The sequence below is a fragment of the uncultured Chitinophaga sp. genome (assembly GCF_937898475.1).
Classification (GTDB): domain Bacteria; phylum Bacteroidota; class Bacteroidia; order Chitinophagales; family Chitinophagaceae; genus Chitinophaga.
In genome coordinates this window covers 232,053-254,315 of record NZ_CALEJS010000012.1, presented here as the reverse complement: position 1 = coordinate 254,315, position 22,263 = coordinate 232,053, and the positions used below count along the sequence as shown (strand labels likewise).

Here is a 22,263-nt window from a genome sequence, read left to right as displayed (position 1 = left end):
AATAATCACGAAACCTGTGCCTCACAAGACACTGGCATCAAGGTAATTAATAATTAAAAATTAGCAGTTAAAAATTACATGTCCGGTGGCCCACCGGGCACTTGCGGGGGGAAATGAATAAATGACCGGGGATAATTAACAAATAATCCTGGAACCGGTGTCTCTTTTGACATTCGTTCCAGGATTATTTGTTATTAACTGTTAATTACATCACGTATTTGCCCTTGTTGTCTACGAGAACAACTGGCAGGCGGTGGTGTTGCTCGAAATAGTCGTAAGCGCTTTTCAGCTCTACCCAGAATTGCTGGGAGGAGTTGTCGGTGAGGGAAACGCCGCCCAGGTAGTCCATGGAGCGGACATTACCGAATTTGACGGGATAGACGTGCACCGGTATAAAATCCTGTCCGGCGTTCTTGGCGTTTACAGCCAGGATGTATACTTCCTCTATATACTCGTCTGTCAGGGGGATACAGCCAATGGTGAGGCAGCTGCCGTGGATGTAGATGTCGCCGCCCGGCTTTTTCGGATCACTCAGGATCTTGTCAGAATAATTAGGATAGTTCAGCCCCAGTGAAAGATGGTAATTGCTGTTGGGATTGAAGTCGTTGATATAATAAAACCCTTCCGGTACCTGGCGGTCCCCTTCCTTGCGTTTGGGGCCCATTTTACCCGACAGGGTGCACACCCGGTAGGATTTGAACAGGCGGAAAGTATCGTTCACATTATTTTTTACCCATACCTCCAGCTCGCTGTCCAGCTTAAAGGAACGTAAAAAGATATACCTGGCCGGGTAAGTGAGCCCCTTCTTCTCAAACTCCTTTTTCAGGACCTCTTCCTTCTCCCTGAAAGCCATGCCCACCTTGGGGAACAGCTTCTGGTTGTCCAGGAACGATTGCTGGGCCTGTACACCATAAACGCTCAACATCAGCAATACCGCTACTATGATCCGCTTCATATACTTTTTAACAAAATTTTAAGACGTCTGCTATAAACTAGAACAGGTTTATATAAGCCAGTAAAAACAATAACAATGCAAAAATAATATATATAATCATACCAAGTTTACGGTTGGCAAATCGTAAAATATAATGATCATGGCCCTGGTAGATCAGGTAGGCGGTAATCGACTGAAAAATCCCTCCCAGCAGGAACAAGATACCGAATAATGTTTGTGTTCTCATAAAACTAACGTGCTATACTAAAGAATATTGCTTAACGCCCTGTGCCGCCAAAATACAAAAAAGGCTGTCGCAAAGTAGCAACAGCCTGGAGATTTAACTACAACGGAAACAGCATCACAGATCAGATGCGGAACGGATAATTTACAAGTTCCCTCTTAAAGCCTGTTCCCTTTCTATTGATTCGAATAATGCCTTGAAATTGCCTTTACCAAAGGATCTGGCCCCTTTACGCTGGATGATTTCGAAGAACACCGTGGGGCGGTCTTCAATAGGTTTCGTGAAGATCTGCAGCAGGTACCCCTCTTCGTCCCTGTCTACCAGTATGCCCAGCTCACGCAGCGGGCGGATGTCTTCATCAATCTTCCCTACCCTGTCCAGCAGCTCGTCGTAATAAGAGCCGGGCACGGTCAGGAATTCTACGCCTCTTTTCTGCAGTTCGGTCACCGTATGGATAATATCGTTAGTTGCGATAGCAACGTGCTGTACACCGGGGCCGCCGTAAAAATCGAGGTATTCTTCGATCTGTGATTTCTTCTTGCCCTCTGCCGGCTCGTTGATAGGGAATTTAACACGGCCATTGCCGTTGCTCATCACCTTGCTCATCAAAGCAGAATACTCAGTGGAGATATCCTTATCGTCAAAGGAGATCAGGTTGTGAAAGCCCATGGTATTGGCGTAATAGTTCACCCAGGTATTCATTTCATTCCAGCCTACATTGCCTACGCAGTGGTCTACATACTGGAGGCCGGTTTCCGTTGGATTGTACACCGTCTTCCACTCCCTGTAACCGGGCAGAAAGGGGCCTTTGTAGTTTTTGCGTTCCACGAAGATGTGCACGGTATCGCCATAGGTATGGATGCCGCTGCGCACCACTTCGCCGAACTCGTCTTTTTCCACGGCAGGCTCCATATAGGGCTTTGCGCCGCGTTTAACGGTCTCTTCAAAAGCCAGGCGGGCGTCGTCTACCCAGAGGGCCAGCACTTTTACGCCATCGCCATGCTTTTCAATATGGGCAGACATCTCATTACCGGATCTCAGCGGGGTGGTGAGCACAAAACGTAATTTGTTCTGTACCAGTACATAGGAGGCCCGGTCTTTCACGCCGGTCTCGGGTCCGGCGTAAGCGGCGGACTGGAATCCGAAAGCGGTTTTGTAGAAATGGGCGGCCTGTTTGGCGTTGCCTACATAAAATTCAACGTAATCAGTACCATTCAGGGGAAGAAAATCCTGTGCCTGGGCAGGAAGGGCTTTAGCAGTAGCTATATCCATATCTGTAAGCTTTAAATAGATTGTTTTGGTGTATGATCGATGATGTATAATGAAGCAGGATGCAATGGTGTATGACCCATGTTTTACAGGCAGGCGCTGATGCCGGGGGTAATGGAAACCGCAAATATGAAAACAGGAATAACTACCCGCAGGGCAGCAGGGACGCCTTATCAGGCAGCAAACGAATCCATGGCCAGTGTAGCCATCAGGAAGTAGTATTTAATATGGCGCTGGTCAGCGCTGTTATATGTATGCAGGTGTAGCATTGAAATAGTTGCTAATGCAAGTATACGGAAAAAGTTTGATTCGGAGAGGGAAATTTGAAGGGCGGCTGAGGGGTGTGGAGGGAATGGGTCTTCAACGCCGTCATTGCGAGGCCCGAAGGGCCCGGGCGGGGAGCCGGGCCGAAGCAATCTTTTGAAAAAACAATGGTGATTGCGTTTGTTGCTTGCCTTTTGCCGTCTAAAAGATTGCTTCGTCGCGCCTCGCGCGCACACTTGCGCGGCTCATAATAACGGGACAAATGTCCCCCCTACTTCACCGGCTGCACCAGCTCCACTTTATACAACCTTTCATTAATAAAATTGATCTCCTCCGGGCTCAGCTTCACTTCAATCGCCTTTGCATTCTGTATCGCCTGGTTGGCATCCCGCGCGCCTACCAGCGCCACGGTAATACCCGGACGTTCAATGGTCCAGCGGATCACCAGCTGGGCCAGGGTGGCATTCTTGCTTTCCGCCATAGGCCGCAGCTCATCCAGGAAGGCATTGATCCGCGCCAGGTTCTCCGGCTGGTAGAACCTGGTGGTAGGGCGATGATCGCCCGCGCCGAAGTTGTGCCCCGGTTTGATCTTACCCGTCAGGATGCCACGTTGCAGCGGACTGTAAGCAAGGATACCTTTTTTGTTCTCAATACAGTAAGGCACCAGCTCCTGCTCGATACTCCTTTCAACCATGCTGAAGGGCACCTGGTTGGAGGCCAGGCGGATAGTCTGCTCCGCTTCCTTCATCTGTGCCACGTTATAGTTAGACACGCCGGCTTCCCGCACCTTACCCTGCTCCTGTAAACGCAGCACGGCTTCAAAGGTTTCGGAAATAGGCGTGGTTACATCCGGCCAGTGGATCTGCAGCAGGTCGATATAATCAGTGCCAAGTCTCCTGAGACTGTCTTCACATTCCTTGATCACACTATCCCTGCCCGCATATTTGTAGATGTCGATATTCCTGCCGCTGTTGTCCTGGCTCTGAAAGGCCAGGGAACCTTTGGCCAGGTCCCAGCGCATACCAAATTTGGTGAGCACCTGCACCTTATCCCTGGGAATACTTTTCAGGGCTTCGCCTACGATCTCTTCGCTCAGTCCCTGTCCATAGATGGGCGCGGTATCTATTGAAGTGACGCCATGGTCTACCGAAGCCCTGATGGCTTCCAGCGCATCCCTGCGCTCTGCGCCGCCCCACATCCATCCTCCGATGGCCCATGCGCCGAATGTAATAGCCGATACCTGTAAATTACTCTCTCCTAGTTGCCTGTATTCCATATAATTGAATGATTTAATGGTGAAAGGGTCCATAAAACAACGGCACCAAAGATAGTTGTAAATACATGGTTGCAGAAAGCAGGAAAGGTATTTTTTTTGATAGTACTTTTATATTTAATTGAATAGTTGCTTTACATGGAAACTGTATTGGAACAGGTGAAAGATTTTGCGGATAAAGCGCATGGAGAACAGACCCGTAAATATACACCGGATCGTTATATCGTACATCCGCTACGCGTCATGGAGCTCGTGCGGCAACATCATGCAGACATCCCCATGCAGGCGGCTGCCCTGCTGCATGACGTACTGGAGGATACTGATGTGGGCAAAGACGCCATAACAGGTTTCCTGGCCCAGTGGATGCCCCCTCAGCAGGTGAACCGCACCCTGCTGCTGGTAGAAGAGCTGACAGATGTGTATGTAAAAGCGAAGTATCCTCAGTGGAACCGCCGGAAAAGAAAAGCAAAAGAGCTGGAACGTATGGAACGTATCAGCGCCGATGCACAGACCATCAAATATGCCGACATCCTCGACAACGCTACCTGTATCTCTGAACAGGACCCGGACTTTGCCAGGGTATTCCTCGCCGAAGGCAGCGCGCTGCTGAAAAACATGACGAAAGGAAATGCCGCGCTTCGTCAAAAAGCAACCGCCATTGTGCAGGATGCACTGACCCGGTTAAATAGGCGTAAGTAAATATCTGCCCGCTGCAACAACATCATCGCCGGCCTGAATTTTTTTTTCAATTTTGTAAGCGCCTGATGTTCGTGTTATGAAAATCCCTATATTCGTATATACAGTACGTTTTAGCAGACCAGGCACTATACAACATTCCCTCAGAATAGGACACTGCAACACCGGCATTTCGCTATATACTAACAGTAAACCCTTACACCACTATACAGTACCTCTTATAAAGAACATACAAGATTGTCTGTGAAAGCACCATTTTGCGTGCCTGTCATAACCTCCATGCCTCAAATAACCATTTTACTCTTTCACTTTAAACCATAACATCATGTCCTCCACAGTTCAATCTGCGCCCAAAACTGCGCCCCAACCAACCGGTACCGGTTTCCAGTTCCTCACCCCGGCCACCCAGCAGGACTTTCCGGATGATCCCGCAAAACAGGCCGCGTTAAACACCCAATGGAACACTAACGTGAACGGCTTCACGCAACAGGCCATTGTCCGTGATCCCTGGAACCTGACAAATGCTACCGGCATTACCAATTACATCAATCCAGCTGTCACCCCGCTGCCGCCTAACCCGCCGCTGGCCCAGATCCAGTGGAATGCCTTTCCCAATCGTATCAGTTATTATTTTCCACACCTGTCTGTAAACGAGGTATTTTCCCTGGCTGATACGGGTTACCAGCTTGATGGAACCACCAGTTTTCCCGACATCACCAAAAACCCCTGCAGCGGCCTACCGGCGAAGCCTAAACCCTATGGCCCTTACGGCCCCCGCGGATGGCAGGACGAGTATTGCGAATGGGCGGTGACCAGGAACAGCAGCGGGCAAATCACCAGGATTGATTTCACCTGTGAAAACCCCGAGTACTGGAACAGCCTGTGGATGATCTCTCCCGAACGGGTGCTGGAGCTCTATCGCAGCACGTTGAACAAAGACCAGATCCAACTGGAAGACCTGTACCTCTACGGCCCCGAAGGTAATATAGTAACAGACCCTTCTACCGGCAGGCCTGCCTATAACCCGCTGAACAAATGGAACTTCGGCACCGCATCAGACAGCAACGGAGGCGGCGCTATGCACCTTACCGCTACACCGAATACCTTGCAGACAGAAATAGGCGAAGCGGCCGGAACCACTTCTCAGCGCATCAGCGGTAATGACAATGCCAATAAACTGATCTGCTGCGATCAAACCGGGCAGCCACACCGCAACAGCGATCCTAATATTGGCCAGAGTGTAAACAAGCTGGTAGCACTCAATAATGCCGTTACGCTTGCCAACCCACCGGGCCTGTATATCCAGCTGCCCAACTTCAGCGGTTACGCAACACCCGATGGCACGCCTGCCTCCACTTTCTGGACGGTTGTACGCGGACAGGAAACACTGACCGTTGACGGCGTTACCCTGCCAGGCAACTTTATCCTGCATGCTACATTTGAAGTGCCCGCCAGTAAGAACTATACGGTTTCAGATATCACGATAAACGGGGAGCCGATTCAATGGGCCGGGCAGATTGCCAAGACCTTTGATATGCAGATCGTGGCGGCTGCCGTTTCGCAACCAGCGCCCGCTGTGCAGGACTGCTGTAAGAACACCCCGCCTGAAAGCACCTACGCACAACCCTTACAGCTGCTTTACCAGGATATATTTACAGCAATGGCAAATACACCGGTACCCAACCCGGTAAATGAACCCATGGCCCTCATCAGCAACAGCACACTGATCGCACCGCTGGCAGAACAGGGCGCCAGCAACCTGCAGATGGTGCTGCTGGGCGCCACCGTTCAGGCCACGCCCGGTGACCCCGGCAGCTGGCCCGCCGTAACATTCGACGGTAACGACATTACGGCCACCATTACCTCCGTAGACACCATCACATATGCAACACCAGGTAACTCCTATCCTTCCCCCGCAACAGCACTGTTCATCAACGTGAGTATTAACGCAGACGCCCAAACGGGATTAAGGAACGTATACATCACCAACGCCGGTCAGCCGCAACAGGCCGCCTACCCTGCAGCGCTGAATGTGGTGAGTGCCGGTACCATAAAAAAAGGAGGTTACTAATGAGCAGTTTTAAGCAAATTATATCGCTGCGGCGGCCATGGGCCGCTGCAGCCATCCTGGCGCTTTTCATTGCACTGGCATCTGCGGCATTACATAAGCCCGCAGCCAGCCGTACGGCTCCCTTATCCTGCCAATGCAGCGCTCTTACCATTCCATTTGACTCTATTGTGCCCGGCGACTCCCCGCTTTTCGGGTCCCAACCCAATGCAGACTGCTTTGGATGGTGGGAGTTCATTTCCCTTAACTGGCCCACTACGCCTGGCGCAGGTTTTGGCGACAGTACAGACCTGGGGCCGGTACAATGGGAAACCTTCATTACTGCAGAAGAGCTCTATCCGCCCGATGGCGCAGCGCCACCGCCCTGGGGCGGCAGTAACCTGCTGCCCTTATCGGCCAATGTCCTGAAACTGGATAAGCGGCTGGGCACCGTCACCAAGCTGCTGTCTGCCACTTCCAAGTTCAATGCAACAGGCACACAACGGTTTGGCCCGCAGAGCGACCAGGAAGCCGCCCCCGAATTTGGCCCTAACTGGCTGGGCGCACAAAACGGCACCAACATATGGTATGAGATCCGCGAAAACCAGGATATCTACAACTTCGTGGTGAAGAACAAATACTACAACGCCAATAACCAGCTGGCCGCCATCAAAAAAGGAAAGCCGATCGTATTTCCTATGGGCTCCTATCCAAACGGGCCAACCGGGGCGATTGAGCTCAAAGCCGCCTGGATGGAAATAACGGATACGGGTAACCCAAAATGGAACCGTTATAAACGGTCCAATGCCGCCGTAGTTGATCCGGTAACGGGAGCATACCGCTTTACGCAGGTGGCGCTGGTAGGACTGCATATCCTTCACAAAACGGAGAGTCAGCCTACCTGGGTATGGGCTACATTTGAGCATATCGATAATGTACCCGATGGCAGCGGGGCCGGTGATACCGTGGCTTATAATTTCTATAATCCCAACTGCCAGCCCGTAACGGTTACGCCGAAAGACAGCAGCTCACCGGTTACCGTTACCTGTACGCCTAACACCTCGCCTCCTTACTATCTTACCAAAGGCGGGCCTGCTCCCGTACCCATACAGATAACCAGGCTTACCCCGATAGACAATAACGCCCAGGCGGCCAACAGTACCATGCAGGCGGCTATTGCTGCGGCTTACCCGGGTTCTGTATGGCAAAACTACCAGCTGGTAAATGTGATTTGGTCATCCGACCCGGCAGATAATCCCCGGCGGCCGGATACCGTTCCCATATACCTGAGCGGTATGCAGCCTACCATTCCCGTAGCCAATGCCACGCTGGAAAGCTATGCGCAAACCACCACCTGCACCGGTTGCCACCAGTATGCAAGCATCGCGCCCACCCTGCAGGATACAACACCCAACTGGGCCGCCGATTTCAGCTTTGCCATAGGAACCGCCGGTTATCCCGGCAAAACAACAGCGAAGAAAAAGAAGCAATAAATAAAGGGGGCAATAATTGAAAAGGGGCTGACCATCCACTGTGTCAGCCCCTGAAATTTTCCGGCAATATTACTCCGCCCAGCTCATCACGTACTTTGCATCTTCTATCTTCAGCGCCTCCTCCGTGATCTGCAGCGGATGAAAAGTATCTACCATCACCGCCAGTTCCTTTGTCTCCTTAGCGCCAATACTCTTCTCTACCGCGCCGGGATGCGGCCCATGCGGTATGCCGCCCGGGTGCAGGGTGATCATTCCCCTCGTCACATGCTTGCGGCTCATAAAATCGCCATCAACATAATACAGCAGTTCATCGCTGTCTATATTGCTGTGATTATACGGCGCAGGAACAGACTGCGGATGATAGTCGAACAACCTTGGACAAAAAGAACATACCACGAAATTAGTGCCCTCAAAGGTCTGGTGCACCGGCGGTGGCTGATGCACCCGCCCGGTGATCGGCTCAAAATCATGAATAGAGAACGCAAAAGGATATTCGCAGCCATCCCAGCCCACTACATCAAACGGATGATGCGCGTAATGAATGGGGTACATCATCCCCTTTTTTTTGATCCTGATCACAAAATCACCTGCCTGGTCAATGGTTTCCAGGTCCTGCGGCTGGCGGATATCGCGTTCACAGAAGGGCGCATGCTCCATCAGCTGGCCATACTGGCTCAGGTACCGTTTGGGGAAACGGATAGGACTAAACGATTCTACGATGAATAAACGGTTCTCACTGCCGGCGAAAGCTATCTGGTAAATAGTACCCCTGGGGATCACCAGGTAATCCCCATAACCAAAAGGCAGCTGCCCGTATTGCGTATGCAATATACCGCTGCCCTCATGCACAAAGATCAGCTCATCCGCATCGGCATTCTTGTAGAAATAATCCTGCATGCTTTGCTGCGGCGCCGCCAGCGAGATATGACAATCGCTGTTCACCAGCACCGGTTTACGGCTCTCCAGGAAATCTGCTACCGGCTGAACCTGGAAGCCCTGGAAGCTGCGGTGCTTCAGCATCTTCTCTTCTGCGATGCGGGGCGCAACCGGGTAAGGTTCGTCCACTTTTATGATCTCCGTGGGCGGATGACAATGGTACAACAATGAATAATGCGATGAGAACCCTTCCGTAGAGAACAGCTGTTCTGAATACAGGCTGCCATCCGGCTTACGGAACTGGGTATGACGTTTATGGGGAATTTGTCCCAGCCGATGATATTGAGGCATGTTAAAATGTTTTTGATGTATGATAGTATAGAAGAAACGGGCAGCAGCCACGAAGCAGGCCTACCTTGTAGCAGGCATCACCGAATCCATCGCCAGCGTGGCCAGCAGGAAATAGTATTTCCATTTTCGCTTATCGATGTGATATGTAAAGTTGCGGAAGTAAGTCATAACGCCACTCAAATATATCGAAAGTTTGAAAGTTTGAAGATAACCTCCCCGTTTGGGACGCCTTCAAACTTTCAAACCCTCAAACTTTCAAACGTTTCTTTAAATAATTTCAAAACTTTGACAATTCAATTGTTTTTTCGGGATAAAATAACCACTTTTGTTGTGGAAAAGTAAAAAATCCTTAATAGTGCTACTGAAATCCACATATTTCACTTCTGTTTCCCGCTCCTTCTCCGGGGCCGGCATCAGCACTATTACCACTACCACCATTACAACCCCGCTCCGGGGTTAATGTTAACATATCACCCAATGACCACCAGCAACGTGGTAAGTTCCCGGAAGGGAGATCATCTTTTTGTACGCACAAATACGCTTTTACATGCAGGTATTAAAATTCGGAGGTACTTCCATGGGCAGTACCAGGGCCATAGAACAGGTTTGCAATATCATACTCCATCAGAAGCCCCAGGGCCGCTTCGTGATCGTGGCTTCGGCGATGAGCGGCATCACCGATAAGCTGATCCGCTGCGGTCAGCTGGCCGGACAATCGCAGGAACCATACAAGGAGCTACTGGCAGAGATCGAGACCCAACACCTCGACACTATCCGCACCCTCTTCCCTATCACCGCCCAGAGCAGCCTGATAAGCCAGGTAAAGAAAAAACTCAATGCCCTCGAGATCCTTTGCGATGGTATTTTCCAGGTGGGAGAACTGAGCAAACGCTCGCTCGACAAGATCATGAGCTTTGGAGAACTGATGTCATCCTACCTCCTCACAGAAAAGCTGAAACAACTGGGCGCCCCGGCCACCTGGAAAGACAGCCGGGAACTGATCCTGACAGACGCCCACTTTGGCGCCGCCCACGTCAACTTCTTAGCTACCAATCACCAGATAGGCGAATACTTCCAGGAAGAAAAGGCCGACTATGTAGTGATACCGGGCTTTGTGGCGGCTACGCCCGAAGGCGAGACCACTACCCTGGGCCGCGGCGGATCTGACTATACCGCCGCTATCATGGCCGCCGCACTCAACGCGGAAGTGCTGGATATATGGACCGACGTTAGTGGTATGATGACGGCCGACCCGCGCCTCGTATCCCAGGCCATTCCCATTCCCCATATCAGCTACGAAGAAGCCATGGAGCTGTCGCACTTCGGCGCCAAAGTGATCTACCCTCCCACCATCCAACCGGTAATGAATAAACGCATTCCCATCTGGATCAGGAACACCTTTGCCCCGGAAGATTATGGCACCCTGATCCATGTACAGGATGGCCATAACCGCAGCTACCCCGTTACCGGTATTTCCGGTATTCAGCATATTGCCCTGCTTACCCTGGAAGGCAGCGGCATGATCGGTATACCCGGCTTCTCCAAACGCCTCTTTGACGCACTGTTACAGGAACGCATCAACGTGGTCCTCATCACCCAGAGCTCTTCCGAGCACTCCATCACCGTAGGCATACACGAAGCGGATATGCTGAAAGCCAAAACAACGGTAGACAGCGAGTTTGCGCAGGAGATCCAGGAAAAGCAGATAGAACCGCTGCTGGTGGAAAGGGATATGTGCATTGTGGCCGTTGTGGGCGATAAGATGAAGAACCACCACGGCACCAGCGGTAAGCTGTTCGGTGCTCTGGGCCGCAACGGTGTCAACGTTCGCGCCATTGCACAGGGCTCTACCGAAAAGAACATCTCTGCCGTGATCAACCGGGCCGATATCAAGAAAGCCCTCAACGTGATCCACGAAGCCTTCTTTGAAGAACCGCTCAAACAGGTGAACGTTTTCATTGCCGGGGTAGGCAACGTTGGCAGCAAGCTGCTGGAACAGCTGGAGCAGCAGCACAACTACCTGCAACAGGAGCTGGGCCTGCAGATAAGGGTAACCGGCATTGCCAACAGCCGCAAAATGCTGTTCGGCCATGAAAGCATACAGCTTTCCCAATGGCGCGATCAATTACAGGAAAAGGGCGAACCCAGCGACATGTGGGCCTTTGTGCAGAAAATAAAGTCCCTCAACCTGCGCAACAGCGTATTTGTGGATAATACCGCCAGTGCAGATGTAGCAGCCGTATACGGGGAGTTCCTGCAGCACGGTATCTCCGTGGTGACCTGTAACAAGATCGCCTGCTCGTCTGACTATGCGGCCTATAAAAAGCTGAAAGACCTGGCACGCCGCTATAATGCCTCTTTCCTCTTCGAAACCAATGTGGGCGCAGGGCTCCCGGTGATCAACACCCTGAACGACCTGATACGCAGCGGCGATAAGGTGAACAGCATTGCCGCGGTATTATCCGGCAGCCTTAACTATGTATTCAATCACTTTACCGGCGATGCTTCCTTCAGGGATGTGGTGCAGGCCGCACAGGATGAAGGCTATACAGAGCCGGATCCGCGTATAGACCTCAGCGGTACAGACGTGATGCGCAAGATCCTGATACTGGCACGCGAAAGCGGCGCAGTAATGGAGCTGAACGAAATTACCAACCACTCCTTCCTGCCGCCCGCCTGCCTCGAAGCCCCTTCCGTAGCCGGCTTCTATGAGCAGCTGGATGTACATGCAGCGCACTTCAGAGAGCTGCGGCAGCAGGCCGACAAGGAAGGCAAACGGCTGAAGTTCGTGGCCCGCTATGAGAACGGCAAAGCCTCCGTAGGACTGCAATCCGTTGCGCCGGATCATCCTTTCTTCAAGCTGGAAGGCAAGGATAATATCGTACTTTACACTACCAACCGGTATAGCGAGCAACCGCTGATCGTAAGAGGAGCGGGCGCAGGCGCCGATGTAACAGCCTCCGGCATTTTTGCGGACATCATCAGGACGGTACGTTAAACGCTGTACGCATAAAGCATAACGCGAAGCGCTAAACGCTCAGCGCAAAACACAGGCAGCGTGCAGCCTTCAGCGTTCAATATAAAAACAGACAAATGGACTATATAAAAGTATTTGCCCCCGCTACCGTTGCAAATGTAGCCTGCGGCTTTGATGTAGTAGGATTGGCGATGGATGCCCCCGGCGATGAGATGATCATCCGGAAAAGCGAGATCCCCGGTGTGCAGATCAAAGCAGTACACGGCGCACAACTCTCTACCGATGCCGCACAGAATGTGGCGGGTGTGGCCCTGCAGGCATTGCTGCAGAAATATGACAACCCGGAAACAGGTTTTGAGGTAGAGATCTTCAAAAATATTCAGCCCGGCAGCGGTATCGGGTCCAGCGCCGCCAGCTCCGCAGGCGCCGTAGTGGGCGCCAACCACCTGCTGGGACAGCCCTTCACACCCAAACAGCTGGTACGCTTTGCCATGGAAGGGGAAAGACTGGCCAGCGGCGCGGCGCATGCAGACAACGTGGCGCCGGCTATCATGGGGGGCTTTACCCTGGTAAGAAGTTACAAGCCCCTGGACATTACAGGGCTGCACACCCCCGATGATCTGTGGGTGACCGTCATCCACCCCCAGATAGAAGTAAAAACCTCAGACGCCCGTGAAATACTGAAACAGAAAGTGCTGATGACAGACGCCATCCGCCAGTGGGGCAACGTGGGCGCCCTAATAGCGGGCCTCTATCAGCAGAACTATGGCCTGATCAGCCGCGCCCTGGAAGACGTGATCGTGGAGCCCGTACGCGCCATCCTGATCCCCGCCTTTTATGAACTGAAGCTCAAATGCAAGGAAACGGGCGCATTGGGCGGCGGCATCTCCGGTTCCGGGCCTTCCGTGTTCATGCTAAGCAAGGGAGAAGCTACCGCCAGGCAGGTGGCTGCCACCATGGATACAGTGTATGCCCCGCTGGGAGTAGAATATAAAGTACACGTGTCGCCCATCAATAAGGAAGGCGTTAAAATTTTAACACACAACTAAGTATGCAGTATTATAGCTTAAACGATAACAGTCACCGCGTATCTTTTGAACAGGCCGTAGTAGCCGGACTGGCCCCCGATAAGGGGCTGTATTTCCCGGACCATATCCCGGAACTGGAAAAAGATCTGGTGCACTACCTGGAGAACTATGACGATTTTGACATTACCTACAGGGCCATCCAGCCCTTTGTGGGTAAGGAGATCCCTGCCGCCACCCTGCAAAGTATCATACACAACACGCTCTGCTTTCCTTTTCCCCTGCGCCCCGTGGAAAAAGACGTTTATGCCCTGGAACTGTTCCATGGCCCTACCCTGGCCTTTAAAGATGTAGGCGCCCGCTTTATGGCCGGCTGCCTGGGCTATTTCCGCCGTAATGACGAAAGGCCCGTTACCGTACTGGTGGCTACCTCCGGCGATACCGGGGGCGCCGTAGCGGCGGGCTTTCACCACGTACCCGGCGTTCGCGTGGTGATCCTCTATCCCAGCGGGAAAGTGAGCACCCTGCAGGAAAAACAGCTCACCACCCTCGACGGCAATATCAGCGCCCTGGAGATCCAGGGTACATTTGACGACTGCCAGCGGATGGTGAAGACCGCCTTCCTGGACCAGGAGCTGCAGCAGCGCTGCCTGCTGACCTCCGCCAACTCCATTAACGTGGCCCGCTGGCTGCCGCAGATGTTCTACTACCTCCTGGCCTGCAAACAGGTGAAAGTGGAAGGATGGAACCCGGAGATCGTATTCTCGGTACCCAGCGGCAATTTCGGCAATATCTGTGCAGGGATCATGGCCACCGCCATGGGCCTCCCCGTAAAACATTTTGTAGCCAGCACCAATGTGAACGACACCGTGCCGCGCTTTATGAGCAGCGGGCAATATGAACCGCACCCGGCTACCCCTACCCTGTCTAACGCCATGGACGTGGCAGACCCCAGCAATTTTGTGCGCATCCTGCAGCTGTTCTCCAACAGCCTGCCCTCACTGCAGCAGCAGATGTCATCCTACAGCTTTACAGACCAGCAAACCTTGGCGGCCATGGAACAGGTATGGAAAGCCCATGGCTATATGCTGGACCCCCACGGGGCCGTAGGCTACCTGGGTTTGCAGCAATACCTGCAGCAACAGGGCCAACCTGTGAGCGGCATCTTCCTGGAAACCGCCCACCCGGTAAAATTTGCCGATACGGCCCCCCGGGAACTGCAGGCCGCCATCGAGGTGCCGCAAAGGGTAAAAGCCCTGTATGCGCAACCCAAACATGCCGTATTACTACCCAATGATTACCAGGCACTTAAAGAATGGATGATGCGTTTCTAAGCGGATCGCCCTTCATTTACCTCATAGAAAGGCTGGCCAGTATGGCCAGCCTTTCGTGTTTTCAGGCCCTACCTGGTTGAGATTCGTCAATATCCCAGTCGGGCACTCCCCGGAAACGCTCTATGTTCGGCGCTTTCCCGAGGATGTAAGCTATATGTAAGCTGGATATAGTCAGGTTGTAACCAGGATGAAAGCTATCTTATATAGATAGCAGTTATCCCTATGATAACCCGATGGCTGCGAGGATAAACAGACCCTGCAGGAATACGCCCACATCAGACCTGGGGTGTACATCTGCCGGATAAACGGGCATTTATACACGGCAGGATATTAGTTTTATTCCCTATCCTTCTTATTTTCGTGCCTTGTTTAGACTGATCTTATGAAATATCTGCCGCTGTTATTTTTGCTCCTATGCCTTGCCTGTCAGCAAAAGGGTACCCGCCGGGAGGCGGACAAGCCCGGGGACTCTGTGCTGCATAGCGCCCTGCTGTTACCGCTGACAGACTCCATCCGCCAGTTCCCGGACAATGCTAACCTGTACTTCCGGAGGGGACTGCTGCTTTTCAATACCGACCCGGCCCTGGCCCTGAACGATTTTGAGCAGGCAGCCCAGCTTGACCCGAAGGCAACAGACCATTGGGCGGGCGCCGGTGAAGCCGCACTGGTAACAGAGCAGTATGAGAAGGCAGCGGGTCATTTTGAGCAGGCCCTGCACACCCTGCCAGGCAATCCGTACCTGCAATACCGCCTGGCTACGGCCTGGATCGAGAAAGGACATTATAAGCGGGCAGACAGCCTGGCAGCGGTAATGGGGCAGCAAAAGGAGGCTGTTCCCCAGTCCTTTTACCTGAAGGCCCGTATTGCGGAAGACCAGAAAGATACTACCCGGGCCATCGCCCACCTGAAGGCCGCCATCGCAGCAGCGGGTAAGGAAAGCGAGTACAACGCCGTACTCGAGCTGGCAGACCTGCTGCATGCACGCCGTGCAACAGATGCCCCCCAATACTATGAGCTGGCCCTGGAGCTGGACCCTACCAATGCCGATCCGCTCTTTGAACTGGCCAGGTATTATGAAGCACTGGGTAAAACAAAGGAAGCTACTGCCACGTATAAACGCTGTGTGGAAACAGATCCCGGCTATGCCCCGGCATACATTGCCCTGGGTAAACAGGAAACCGCCCGCCGCCAATGGAAAGCAGGGCTCTCCTACTTCAACCTGGCGGCACGGGCGCGGCCCAACGAAGCCGAAGCCTACTACTATCGCGGACAGTGCTATGAGCAGCTGGGTAACCTGGCCGCTGCTGCAGATGATTACAGGAAAGCCATTTCTTTTAAGAGAGATTATACGGCCGCCATCAAGGCTTTGGGGGAAATCTCAAAGTAAAATTCCAAATACCAAATTCCAAAGGCGAAGTAGCGTTTCAATGCCAGATATCAAAATCCAAATTCCAAACAAGGGGGGATGATCATCCTGTGTTGGAATTTGGTATATTGAACCGGAATCTGGTACCCGGTACCTGGATTTTGTAATTTTACTTTGGACCTTGGGGCTTGGAATTCATTTTTTTGGTATTTGGAATTTGGTATTTGAATTTTGGAATTTGGTATTTGAATTTTGATCTTGGCCTTTGGCCTTTAGCTTTACGGTATGGAAAAGAAGCATGTAATAGTAGCGCCGTCTTTGCTGGCGGCTAATTTCCTGGAACTGGCGAAAGAGGTGGATATGGTGAACCGCAGCGAGGCGGAATGGCTGCACCTGGACGTAATGGACGGGCGCTTTGTGCCCAATATCAGTTTTGGCCTTCCCGTTATTTCGCAGGTAACGCGGCGTGCCAGTAAGGTATGTGATGTGCACCTGATGATAGAACACCCTGAACAGTACGCGGAAGCTTTTCAGAAAGCCGGCGCACATATACTCACCGTACATGCGGAAGCCTGTGTGCACCTGCACCGCAACATACAGCAGATAAAATCACTGGGAATGAAAGCCGGCGTGGCGTTAAACCCGCATACGCCCGTACAGATCCTGGAGAACGTGATCCGTGATATAGACGTAGTACTGGTGATGAGTGTGAACCCCGGTTTCGGCGGACAAACATTCATTCCGCAAACCCTTCCCAAGCTGCGCCGGCTGAGGGCACTGATTAATGAGCACCAGGCCCATGCCCTGATAGAAGTAGACGGCGGCATCACTGTAGACAACGCCGCCGGCATCGTGGAAGCCGGTGCGGATGTACTGGTGGCCGGTAACACGGTATTCTCCGCCTCCAACCCGGAGGCCATCATCAAACAACTCCGAAACGTTTGAAGGTTTGAAGAGACCAGCAGCGTTGGGACACAATCAAAAGTTCAGGTAATTAATTTTGCGCCAACTGTAATATAATGTCCCTGGACAATGGTTTGGTCAGATAGCCTTTTACAAAGGAATAGGCGTTTACGCGCTCACGGTCGTTCTCGTCAATAGACGAAGTGAGGACATAGATACTGATATCCCTGGACAGGGAGTTGTAGAACCCGGTATATTCTTCCAGGAAATCCCATCCGTCCATAACGGGCATGTTAAGATCCAGCAGTATAACATCTGGCAGCTCATCGCTGTTCTGGCCATTGTCCCGCAGGTAATTCAGGGCTTCACGGGCGTCCGAAAAAGTTTTCATGGCCTTACTGATCCCCTGTCTGTCTATCATGATCTTGGCAATCTGCTGATGTATCGGATCGTCATCCACGATGAAAATCAAATTGAGCCGGTTCATAGTAGGGGATTGTTCAAACTTAAATGTAAGAATAATTTTCTAGTCCATAGTGCATGGACCATAGTGAGTTACGCGCTCTGCCATGGACCATGAACAATAGACGATCGGCTATCCAACCATCGTCTGAAAATCTCACCCACAACCCCTATCTTTGCCCGCAAAAACAACTACAGATGAAGGTATTGATTCTAATGGGTTCGGAAACCGACAAGCCTGTTATGCAGGAAGCACAGAATTATCTCCAGTATTTCAACATCACTGGCGACATGGTGGTGGCCTCTGCCCACCGTAATCCTGAAAAAGTAAGGGAAGCGGTGACCACCGCACCGCAGAACGGTTATGGCCTGATCATTGCAGCGGCTGGTATGGCGGCGCATCTGCCCGGCGTAGTAGCTGCCTATACACACTTACCCGTATTAGGCGTACCTTTGGAAGGTGGATTACCCGGCGGCATAGATGCCTTATATTCTATTGTGCAAATGCCTTCAGGCATACCTGTTGGGACACTGGCAGTAGGCAAAGCAGGCGCCAGGAATGCAGCAGTACTGGCGGCACGTATACTCGCCCTGGGCAACCCGGCGATAGCAGAAAAGCTGGAAGCTTTTAAGCAGAATGGCTTCCGGATTTAGTAAAGGCTTAACAGCTGATGCTATCCGGTTTGAACAGTAATTATTATATTACAAATCAAACGTAAAAACCGTACTAGAATTTGACAGAATCAATCATCAACCTCGATAGCATCAACCCTATCGAGTTTTTCGGGGTTAATAACGGAAAACTCGATCTGCTCAAAAAGAAATTCCCGCTGCTGAAGATACTTTCCAGGGGCACACAGCTGAAATTATCCGGGGCGCCTGAAGAGGTAGCCACCGCCAAGGATAAGATTGGCCAGATCGTGAAGTACCTGGAACGTAACGGCAACCTCACAGAAGGTTACTTTGAACAGTTGCTGGGCGACGAAGACAGCGTGGACAATTTTACCGAGCGCAACCCGAACGATGTGCTGGTGTTTGGTCCGAATGGCCGTACCGTAAGGGCCCGGACCGCCAACCAGCAGAAAATGGTGGCCCTGGCAGAGAAGAACGACATCGTGTTCGCCATTGGCCCCGCAGGTACAGGTAAAACCTATACAGCGGTAGCGCTGGCAGTACGTGCGCTCAAGAACAAGGCCGTACGTAAGATCATCCTTACCCGCCCCGCGGTGGAAGCCGGCGAAAGCCTGGGTTTCCTGCCCGGCGACCTGAAGGAGAAGATCGATCCATACCTGCGTCCGCTGTACGACGCACTGGACGATATGATACCGGCTGATAAACTCAGCTATTTTATGACCAACCGCGTCATTGAAATTGCGCCGCTCGCGTATATGCGTGGCCGTACACTGGACAACTCTTTCATTATCCTGGATGAGGCCCAGAATGCTACGGACCTGCAGCTGAAAATGTTCCTTACCCGTATCGGGGCCTCTGCCAAAGCGATCATCACCGGAGACCTGACACAGATAGACCTGCCCAAGAACCAGAAATCCGGACTGGAGAAAGCCACCCGGATCCTCCGGAATATTGACGGCATAGGCTACCTGCAGCTGGATGAAGAAGATGTGGTAAGGCACCGCCTGGTGAAGGCCATTATCAAGGCGTACGAAGGAGCAAAGGAAAGAGAGGAACACTAAGGAATGAGCAGTTGGCTGTTAGCTGTTGGCTGTTAGCTTGGCAAGCGGAACTGGTATGCCTGGTATTAATTTATTGGCAAACGGCAGCTGCGGCAAATAGCTAAAAGCCAAAAGCTAACAGCTGATAGCTGGCAACACAAGTGTGGACTTTGTCCACAATTAACACTTCGTTAACAGCGTTTATAGTATGTTCAACGCCTGAAATTTGGGGACGTTGTACAGGGTAGGTTGCATTTGTCGCACATAGCATGCTGCTTTCTTTTGTAGATTTCGACTTTCCCCCTATTTTTGTTAATGATATTTTAATTCAGCAACTGCATGACCAATTATTTGCGAATTCTTACCCTGGCCTTTATAACGGGAATTATGTTGAGCGGTTGTAAAAAACGGGCTACTCCTCAGGAAGTTGCGCTCGAATTTATGCATGCGATACAGGAATCCAATTTTGAACAGGCCAGGGAATACGCCACCAAAGAGTCGCAACAGGTAATACAACTTTACTCCTTCTTTGACGCCCGTCGCAATGACGCTGAGCGTGAAAAGATCAAGAATGCAAAAATAGAGGTGATAGACAGCGAAGAAAATGGCGATAAGGCAACTGTTACCGTGCTTAACTCATCTTCCAAACAGAAAGAAATGCTGCAGCTGGTAAAAGAGCATGGCCAGTGGAAGATCTCCCTAACCTTTGAGAGCATTATCCCGAATTATATACCTCCGGCTTCTTTTGATTCCAGCACCATGATGCCTGCCGATACGTTGATGGCGCCACCCGTCAAATAAATTAAGCGTTAATCAGGAATGAATAATTCCGGAGCGGCGGGTGTTCCGGTTGGGCACAAGTTTTATTTATTATTAATTGTTAACTATTAATTTGATTCCCCTCAGCCCAATGTATGGCCGGGAACAAGTGCCGTTTATCAAGACTTTTAGTTACCGTTTGCCCATTGTAGCCCGCCTGCTTTTCCGCTGGCCATACGTCCCGTTAATGCCTAATTATTAATGCTTAATTATTAATTGAATTTGGAATCTGGATTTAGTGCTTTATTTTTGCCAGCGCTGCCGGAAATGCTTATGGCCAACCATTTATACGTCAACCGCTTGCGGCAGGGTAAACAGTGAAACAATATCGTAGTTATTTTCAATTGGAGAAACAATAAAAGAAAGCAGATTATGACAACAAATCCATGGCATAGTGTTAGTCCCGGATCAGCAGCGCCTCACATTGTAAATGCAATCATCGAAATTCCGAAAGGCTGCCGTGCCAAATACGAGCTGGATAAGGAAAGCGGGCTGCTGAAACTGGACAGGGTGTTATATTCTTCCGTTTATTACCCGGCCAACTATGGCTTTATACCGCGCACTTATTGCGATGATCATGATCCGCTGGATATCCTGATCCTTTCCCAGGTAGACGTAGTGCCCCTGTGCATCATGGAAGCCAAGGTAATAGGCGTTATGCAGATGATAGACAGCGGCGAGGCCGACGATAAGATCATTGCGGTTGCTGCCAATGATATGAGTGTGAACCATATCAACGACATCTCGGAACTGCCTCCCCATTTTATAGCAGAAATGCGCCACTTCTTTGAAGAATACAAGAAGCTGGAGAACAAGACCGTGAAGGTGGAGGAATTCCAGAACAAACAGGTGGCAGAGCGGATCATCGAAGAAAGCATTAAATTGTACGATGAAATGTTCACCAATAAATAATTGCGCATGTCCCTTCCCATTATCCTGGGCTTGATAGCCCTGGGCGTGCTGGCAGGCGTTTTTAGCGGTGTAGTAGGCATCGGGGGCGGTATTATTATAGTACCGGCCCTGGTGTATCTTTTCGGTTTATCGCAACACCAGGCCCAGGGCACCACCCTCGGGCTGCTGATGTTCCCCGTTGGTATCATGGCCGTGCTGCAGTACTACCGGCAGGGCTATATTGATTACCGTTATGTGCTGTTCATAGCCGCCGGCTTCGTGGCGGGCGGATACCTGGGCGGCAGGCTGGCGGTTACCCTGCCCGATCAACTGATCAAAAAGGTGTTTGCGATCCTCATGATCGCCATTGCGATCAAAATACTGTTCTTCGACAAAAACTGAGCGTTTAAAAGTCTGATAGTTTAAAAGTTTGATTGTGCCCCAACGCTTCAGGACAGCTTCAAACGTTCAAACCCTCAAACCTCCAAACTATCAGGTAGTTGGCTCTTAAATTACAAAGCGCGTTTTATGATCCTCAGCTGGTGGGTACGCAGGCCGGTGTCTTTGTTGATGATGCCCTGGTTATCGATGGGGTCTATCCTTACCTTGCCGGATGCATGCATGATCTCATGATCGTTCAGGAGGATGCCTACGTGCGTAATGCGGCCTTCGGCATTATCGAAGTAGGCCAGGTCGCCGGTACGGGCCTCCTGCAGGAAGTCTACCGTCTGTCCCTGGGTGGCCTGCTGGTAAGCATCACGCTGCAGGGGAACCTGGAGCAGTTTGAAAACAGACTGGGTAAAGCCTGAGCAGTCAATTCCGAACACAGAACGGCCACCCCAGAGATAGCCGGTATTCAGGAAGCGGGAGGCGATGCGCATCAGCTGCTGCGGCACATCCCCGCTGGCGGCGGAAGCAAGCGGGAGTATTTCCTCAAACTGTACCGTGGTCTTTCCCCAGCTTGTTTGCTTAGCACCCGGTTCCGCTTTGATCAGGCAACCATAGGGAATGTACATGGGCCAGTTGTTCAGGCTCACGGGCGTAACCCAGTGAGGCGCATAATGGGTGTAAGGCGCATCAAATAACTGCTGGTCAATGGTTTCGAGGTGACTAACGGTGGTCCAGCCCTCATAAGCGTCGTACTGGTTCTTAATTTTCACCCATCCGTCGCTGCCGGTTTCGAGGAGTGTGACGCATTCTCCCCATAACCCCTGGGAAATCATTTCACTACGATGAGACGGCTCCGCACGTATGGGACTCACCGGTACTACGATGATGGCGTATGGCATATTAATTGTAAATAGTATGTTATTATTTTATGGAATAATGCGCAAATAAATGAACCATTTTCGCATTTGTACGTAAA

At 51.4% G+C, this 22,263-nt stretch carries 19 protein-coding genes; 13 read left to right on the top strand and 6 right to left on the bottom strand.

Translation table 11 applies throughout. The annotated features are described in order from the left end of the window. Positions 1-205: 205 nt before the first annotated feature. The 3 genes from Q0577_RS04430 to Q0577_RS04420 form a co-directional block, all read right to left on the bottom strand. A complete protein-coding gene (locus tag Q0577_RS04430; protein ID WP_298733194.1) occupies positions 206-955 on the bottom strand; it encodes a L,D-transpeptidase family protein in 750 nt (249 codons plus the stop codon). Positions 956-1,322: 367 nt separating this feature from the next. After that, positions 1,323-2,450, bottom strand: coding sequence for a 4-hydroxyphenylpyruvate dioxygenase (gene hppD, locus Q0577_RS04425; RefSeq protein ID WP_298733192.1), 1,128 nt, complete (start codon positions 2,448-2,450; stop codon positions 1,323-1,325). A gap of 532 nt (positions 2,451-2,982) precedes the next feature. Further along, the gene (locus Q0577_RS04420; protein ID WP_298733190.1) at positions 2,983-3,987 is read right to left on the bottom strand and encodes an aldo/keto reductase; all 1,005 of its coding nucleotides are present in this window, start codon (positions 3,985-3,987) and stop codon (positions 2,983-2,985) included. 135 nt (positions 3,988-4,122) lie between these two features. Here Q0577_RS04420 and Q0577_RS04415 point away from each other — a divergent pair, with 135 nt between their 5' ends. From Q0577_RS04415 to Q0577_RS04405, 3 genes are all read left to right on the top strand, one after another. Beyond that, complete coding sequence (locus tag Q0577_RS04415) at positions 4,123-4,683, top strand: HD domain-containing protein (RefSeq protein WP_298733189.1); 561 nt, start codon at positions 4,123-4,125, stop codon at positions 4,681-4,683. Between the two features lie 322 nt (positions 4,684-5,005). Next, positions 5,006-6,751: a hypothetical protein gene (locus tag Q0577_RS04410; RefSeq protein WP_298733187.1), complete on the top strand. Its 1,746-nt coding sequence runs from the start codon at positions 5,006-5,008 to the stop codon at positions 6,749-6,751. Continuing rightward, the gene (locus tag Q0577_RS04405) at positions 6,751-8,220 is read left to right on the top strand and encodes a hypothetical protein (protein ID WP_298733185.1); all 1,470 of its coding nucleotides are present in this window, start codon (positions 6,751-6,753) and stop codon (positions 8,218-8,220) included. Before Q0577_RS04410 ends, Q0577_RS04405 begins: the two co-directional genes overlap by 1 nt. A 69-nt stretch (positions 8,221-8,289) precedes the next feature. Here Q0577_RS04405 and Q0577_RS04400 read toward each other — a convergent pair whose 3' ends face one another. After that, on the bottom strand, positions 8,290-9,447 hold the full coding sequence (locus tag Q0577_RS04400; RefSeq protein WP_298733183.1) for a homogentisate 1,2-dioxygenase: 1,158 nt from the start codon (positions 9,445-9,447) through the stop codon (positions 8,290-8,292). A gap of 547 nt (positions 9,448-9,994) precedes the next feature. Between Q0577_RS04400 and thrA the strand changes: the two genes are divergently transcribed. From thrA to rpe, 5 genes are all read left to right on the top strand, one after another. Next, positions 9,995-12,445, top strand: a complete 2,451-nt coding sequence (gene thrA / locus Q0577_RS04395) for a bifunctional aspartate kinase/homoserine dehydrogenase I (protein WP_298733181.1) — start codon at positions 9,995-9,997, stop codon at positions 12,443-12,445. 95 nt (positions 12,446-12,540) lie between these two features. Beyond that, positions 12,541-13,473: a homoserine kinase gene (locus Q0577_RS04390; RefSeq protein WP_298733179.1), complete on the top strand. Its 933-nt coding sequence runs from the start codon at positions 12,541-12,543 to the stop codon at positions 13,471-13,473. Positions 13,474-13,475: 2 nt separating this feature from the next. Then, complete coding sequence (thrC, locus tag Q0577_RS04385; protein WP_298733178.1) at positions 13,476-14,783, top strand: threonine synthase; 1,308 nt, start codon at positions 13,476-13,478, stop codon at positions 14,781-14,783. 382 nt (positions 14,784-15,165) lie between these two features. Then, complete coding sequence (locus tag Q0577_RS04380; protein ID WP_298733176.1) at positions 15,166-16,170, top strand: tetratricopeptide repeat protein; 1,005 nt, start codon at positions 15,166-15,168, stop codon at positions 16,168-16,170. Between the two features lie 264 nt (positions 16,171-16,434). Beyond that, positions 16,435-17,094: a ribulose-phosphate 3-epimerase gene (gene rpe, locus Q0577_RS04375; RefSeq protein WP_298733175.1), complete on the top strand. Its 660-nt coding sequence runs from the start codon at positions 16,435-16,437 to the stop codon at positions 17,092-17,094. Between the two features lie 49 nt (positions 17,095-17,143). Here rpe and Q0577_RS04370 read toward each other — a convergent pair whose 3' ends face one another. Continuing rightward, positions 17,144-17,539, bottom strand: a complete 396-nt coding sequence (locus Q0577_RS04370; protein ID WP_298733174.1) for a response regulator — start codon at positions 17,537-17,539, stop codon at positions 17,144-17,146. Between the two features lie 173 nt (positions 17,540-17,712). Between Q0577_RS04370 and purE the strand changes: the two genes are divergently transcribed. From purE to Q0577_RS04345, 5 genes are all read left to right on the top strand, one after another. Next, on the top strand, positions 17,713-18,168 hold the full coding sequence (gene purE, locus Q0577_RS04365; RefSeq protein WP_298733173.1) for a 5-(carboxyamino)imidazole ribonucleotide mutase: 456 nt from the start codon (positions 17,713-17,715) through the stop codon (positions 18,166-18,168). 80 nt (positions 18,169-18,248) lie between these two features. Next, positions 18,249-19,208 carry a PhoH family protein gene (locus tag Q0577_RS04360; protein ID WP_298733172.1) on the top strand — a complete coding sequence of 320 codons (960 nt, stop codon included), beginning with the start codon at positions 18,249-18,251 and terminating at the stop codon, positions 19,206-19,208. A gap of 318 nt (positions 19,209-19,526) precedes the next feature. Beyond that, positions 19,527-19,988, top strand: coding sequence for a DUF4878 domain-containing protein (locus Q0577_RS04355; RefSeq protein ID WP_298733171.1), 462 nt, complete (start codon positions 19,527-19,529; stop codon positions 19,986-19,988). Positions 19,989-20,378: 390 nt separating this feature from the next. Beyond that, the gene (locus Q0577_RS04350) at positions 20,379-20,918 is read left to right on the top strand and encodes an inorganic diphosphatase (RefSeq protein ID WP_298733169.1); all 540 of its coding nucleotides are present in this window, start codon (positions 20,379-20,381) and stop codon (positions 20,916-20,918) included. 6 nt (positions 20,919-20,924) lie between these two features. After that, positions 20,925-21,299 (top strand): sulfite exporter TauE/SafE family protein, encoded by a 375-nt coding sequence (locus Q0577_RS04345; RefSeq protein WP_298733167.1) that lies wholly within the window; start codon positions 20,925-20,927, stop codon positions 21,297-21,299. Positions 21,300-21,409: 110 nt separating this feature from the next. Here Q0577_RS04345 and Q0577_RS04340 read toward each other — a convergent pair whose 3' ends face one another. Continuing rightward, complete coding sequence (locus tag Q0577_RS04340; protein WP_298733165.1) at positions 21,410-22,186, bottom strand: C40 family peptidase; 777 nt, start codon at positions 22,184-22,186, stop codon at positions 21,410-21,412. Between the last annotated feature and the right edge of the window lie 77 nt (positions 22,187-22,263).

Coding starts and splice junctions, on each gene's coding strand:
- Q0577_RS04430 (WP_298733194.1), bottom strand. CDS start 955: ATGAAGCGGATCATAGTAGCGGTATTGCTGATGTTGAGCGTTTATGGT.
- hppD (WP_298733192.1), bottom strand. CDS start 2,450: ATGGATATAGCTACTGCTAAAGCCCTTCCTGCCCAGGCACAGGATTTT.
- Q0577_RS04420 (WP_298733190.1), bottom strand. CDS start 3,987: ATGGAATACAGGCAACTAGGAGAGAGTAATTTACAGGTATCGGCTATT.
- Q0577_RS04415 (WP_298733189.1), top strand. CDS start 4,123: ATGGAAACTGTATTGGAACAGGTGAAAGATTTTGCGGATAAAGCGCAT.
- Q0577_RS04410 (WP_298733187.1), top strand. CDS start 5,006: ATGTCCTCCACAGTTCAATCTGCGCCCAAAACTGCGCCCCAACCAACC.
- Q0577_RS04405 (WP_298733185.1), top strand. CDS start 6,751: ATGAGCAGTTTTAAGCAAATTATATCGCTGCGGCGGCCATGGGCCGCT.
- Q0577_RS04400 (WP_298733183.1), bottom strand. CDS start 9,447: ATGCCTCAATATCATCGGCTGGGACAAATTCCCCATAAACGTCATACC.
- thrA (WP_298733181.1), top strand. CDS start 9,995: ATGCAGGTATTAAAATTCGGAGGTACTTCCATGGGCAGTACCAGGGCC.
- Q0577_RS04390 (WP_298733179.1), top strand. CDS start 12,541: ATGGACTATATAAAAGTATTTGCCCCCGCTACCGTTGCAAATGTAGCC.
- thrC (WP_298733178.1), top strand. CDS start 13,476: ATGCAGTATTATAGCTTAAACGATAACAGTCACCGCGTATCTTTTGAA.
- Q0577_RS04380 (WP_298733176.1), top strand. CDS start 15,166: ATGAAATATCTGCCGCTGTTATTTTTGCTCCTATGCCTTGCCTGTCAG.
- rpe (WP_298733175.1), top strand. CDS start 16,435: ATGGAAAAGAAGCATGTAATAGTAGCGCCGTCTTTGCTGGCGGCTAAT.
- Q0577_RS04370 (WP_298733174.1), bottom strand. CDS start 17,539: ATGAACCGGCTCAATTTGATTTTCATCGTGGATGACGATCCGATACAT.
- purE (WP_298733173.1), top strand. CDS start 17,713: ATGAAGGTATTGATTCTAATGGGTTCGGAAACCGACAAGCCTGTTATG.
- Q0577_RS04355 (WP_298733171.1), top strand. CDS start 19,527: ATGACCAATTATTTGCGAATTCTTACCCTGGCCTTTATAACGGGAATT.
- Q0577_RS04350 (WP_298733169.1), top strand. CDS start 20,379: ATGACAACAAATCCATGGCATAGTGTTAGTCCCGGATCAGCAGCGCCT.
- Q0577_RS04345 (WP_298733167.1), top strand. CDS start 20,925: ATGTCCCTTCCCATTATCCTGGGCTTGATAGCCCTGGGCGTGCTGGCA.
- Q0577_RS04340 (WP_298733165.1), bottom strand. CDS start 22,186: ATGCCATACGCCATCATCGTAGTACCGGTGAGTCCCATACGTGCGGAG.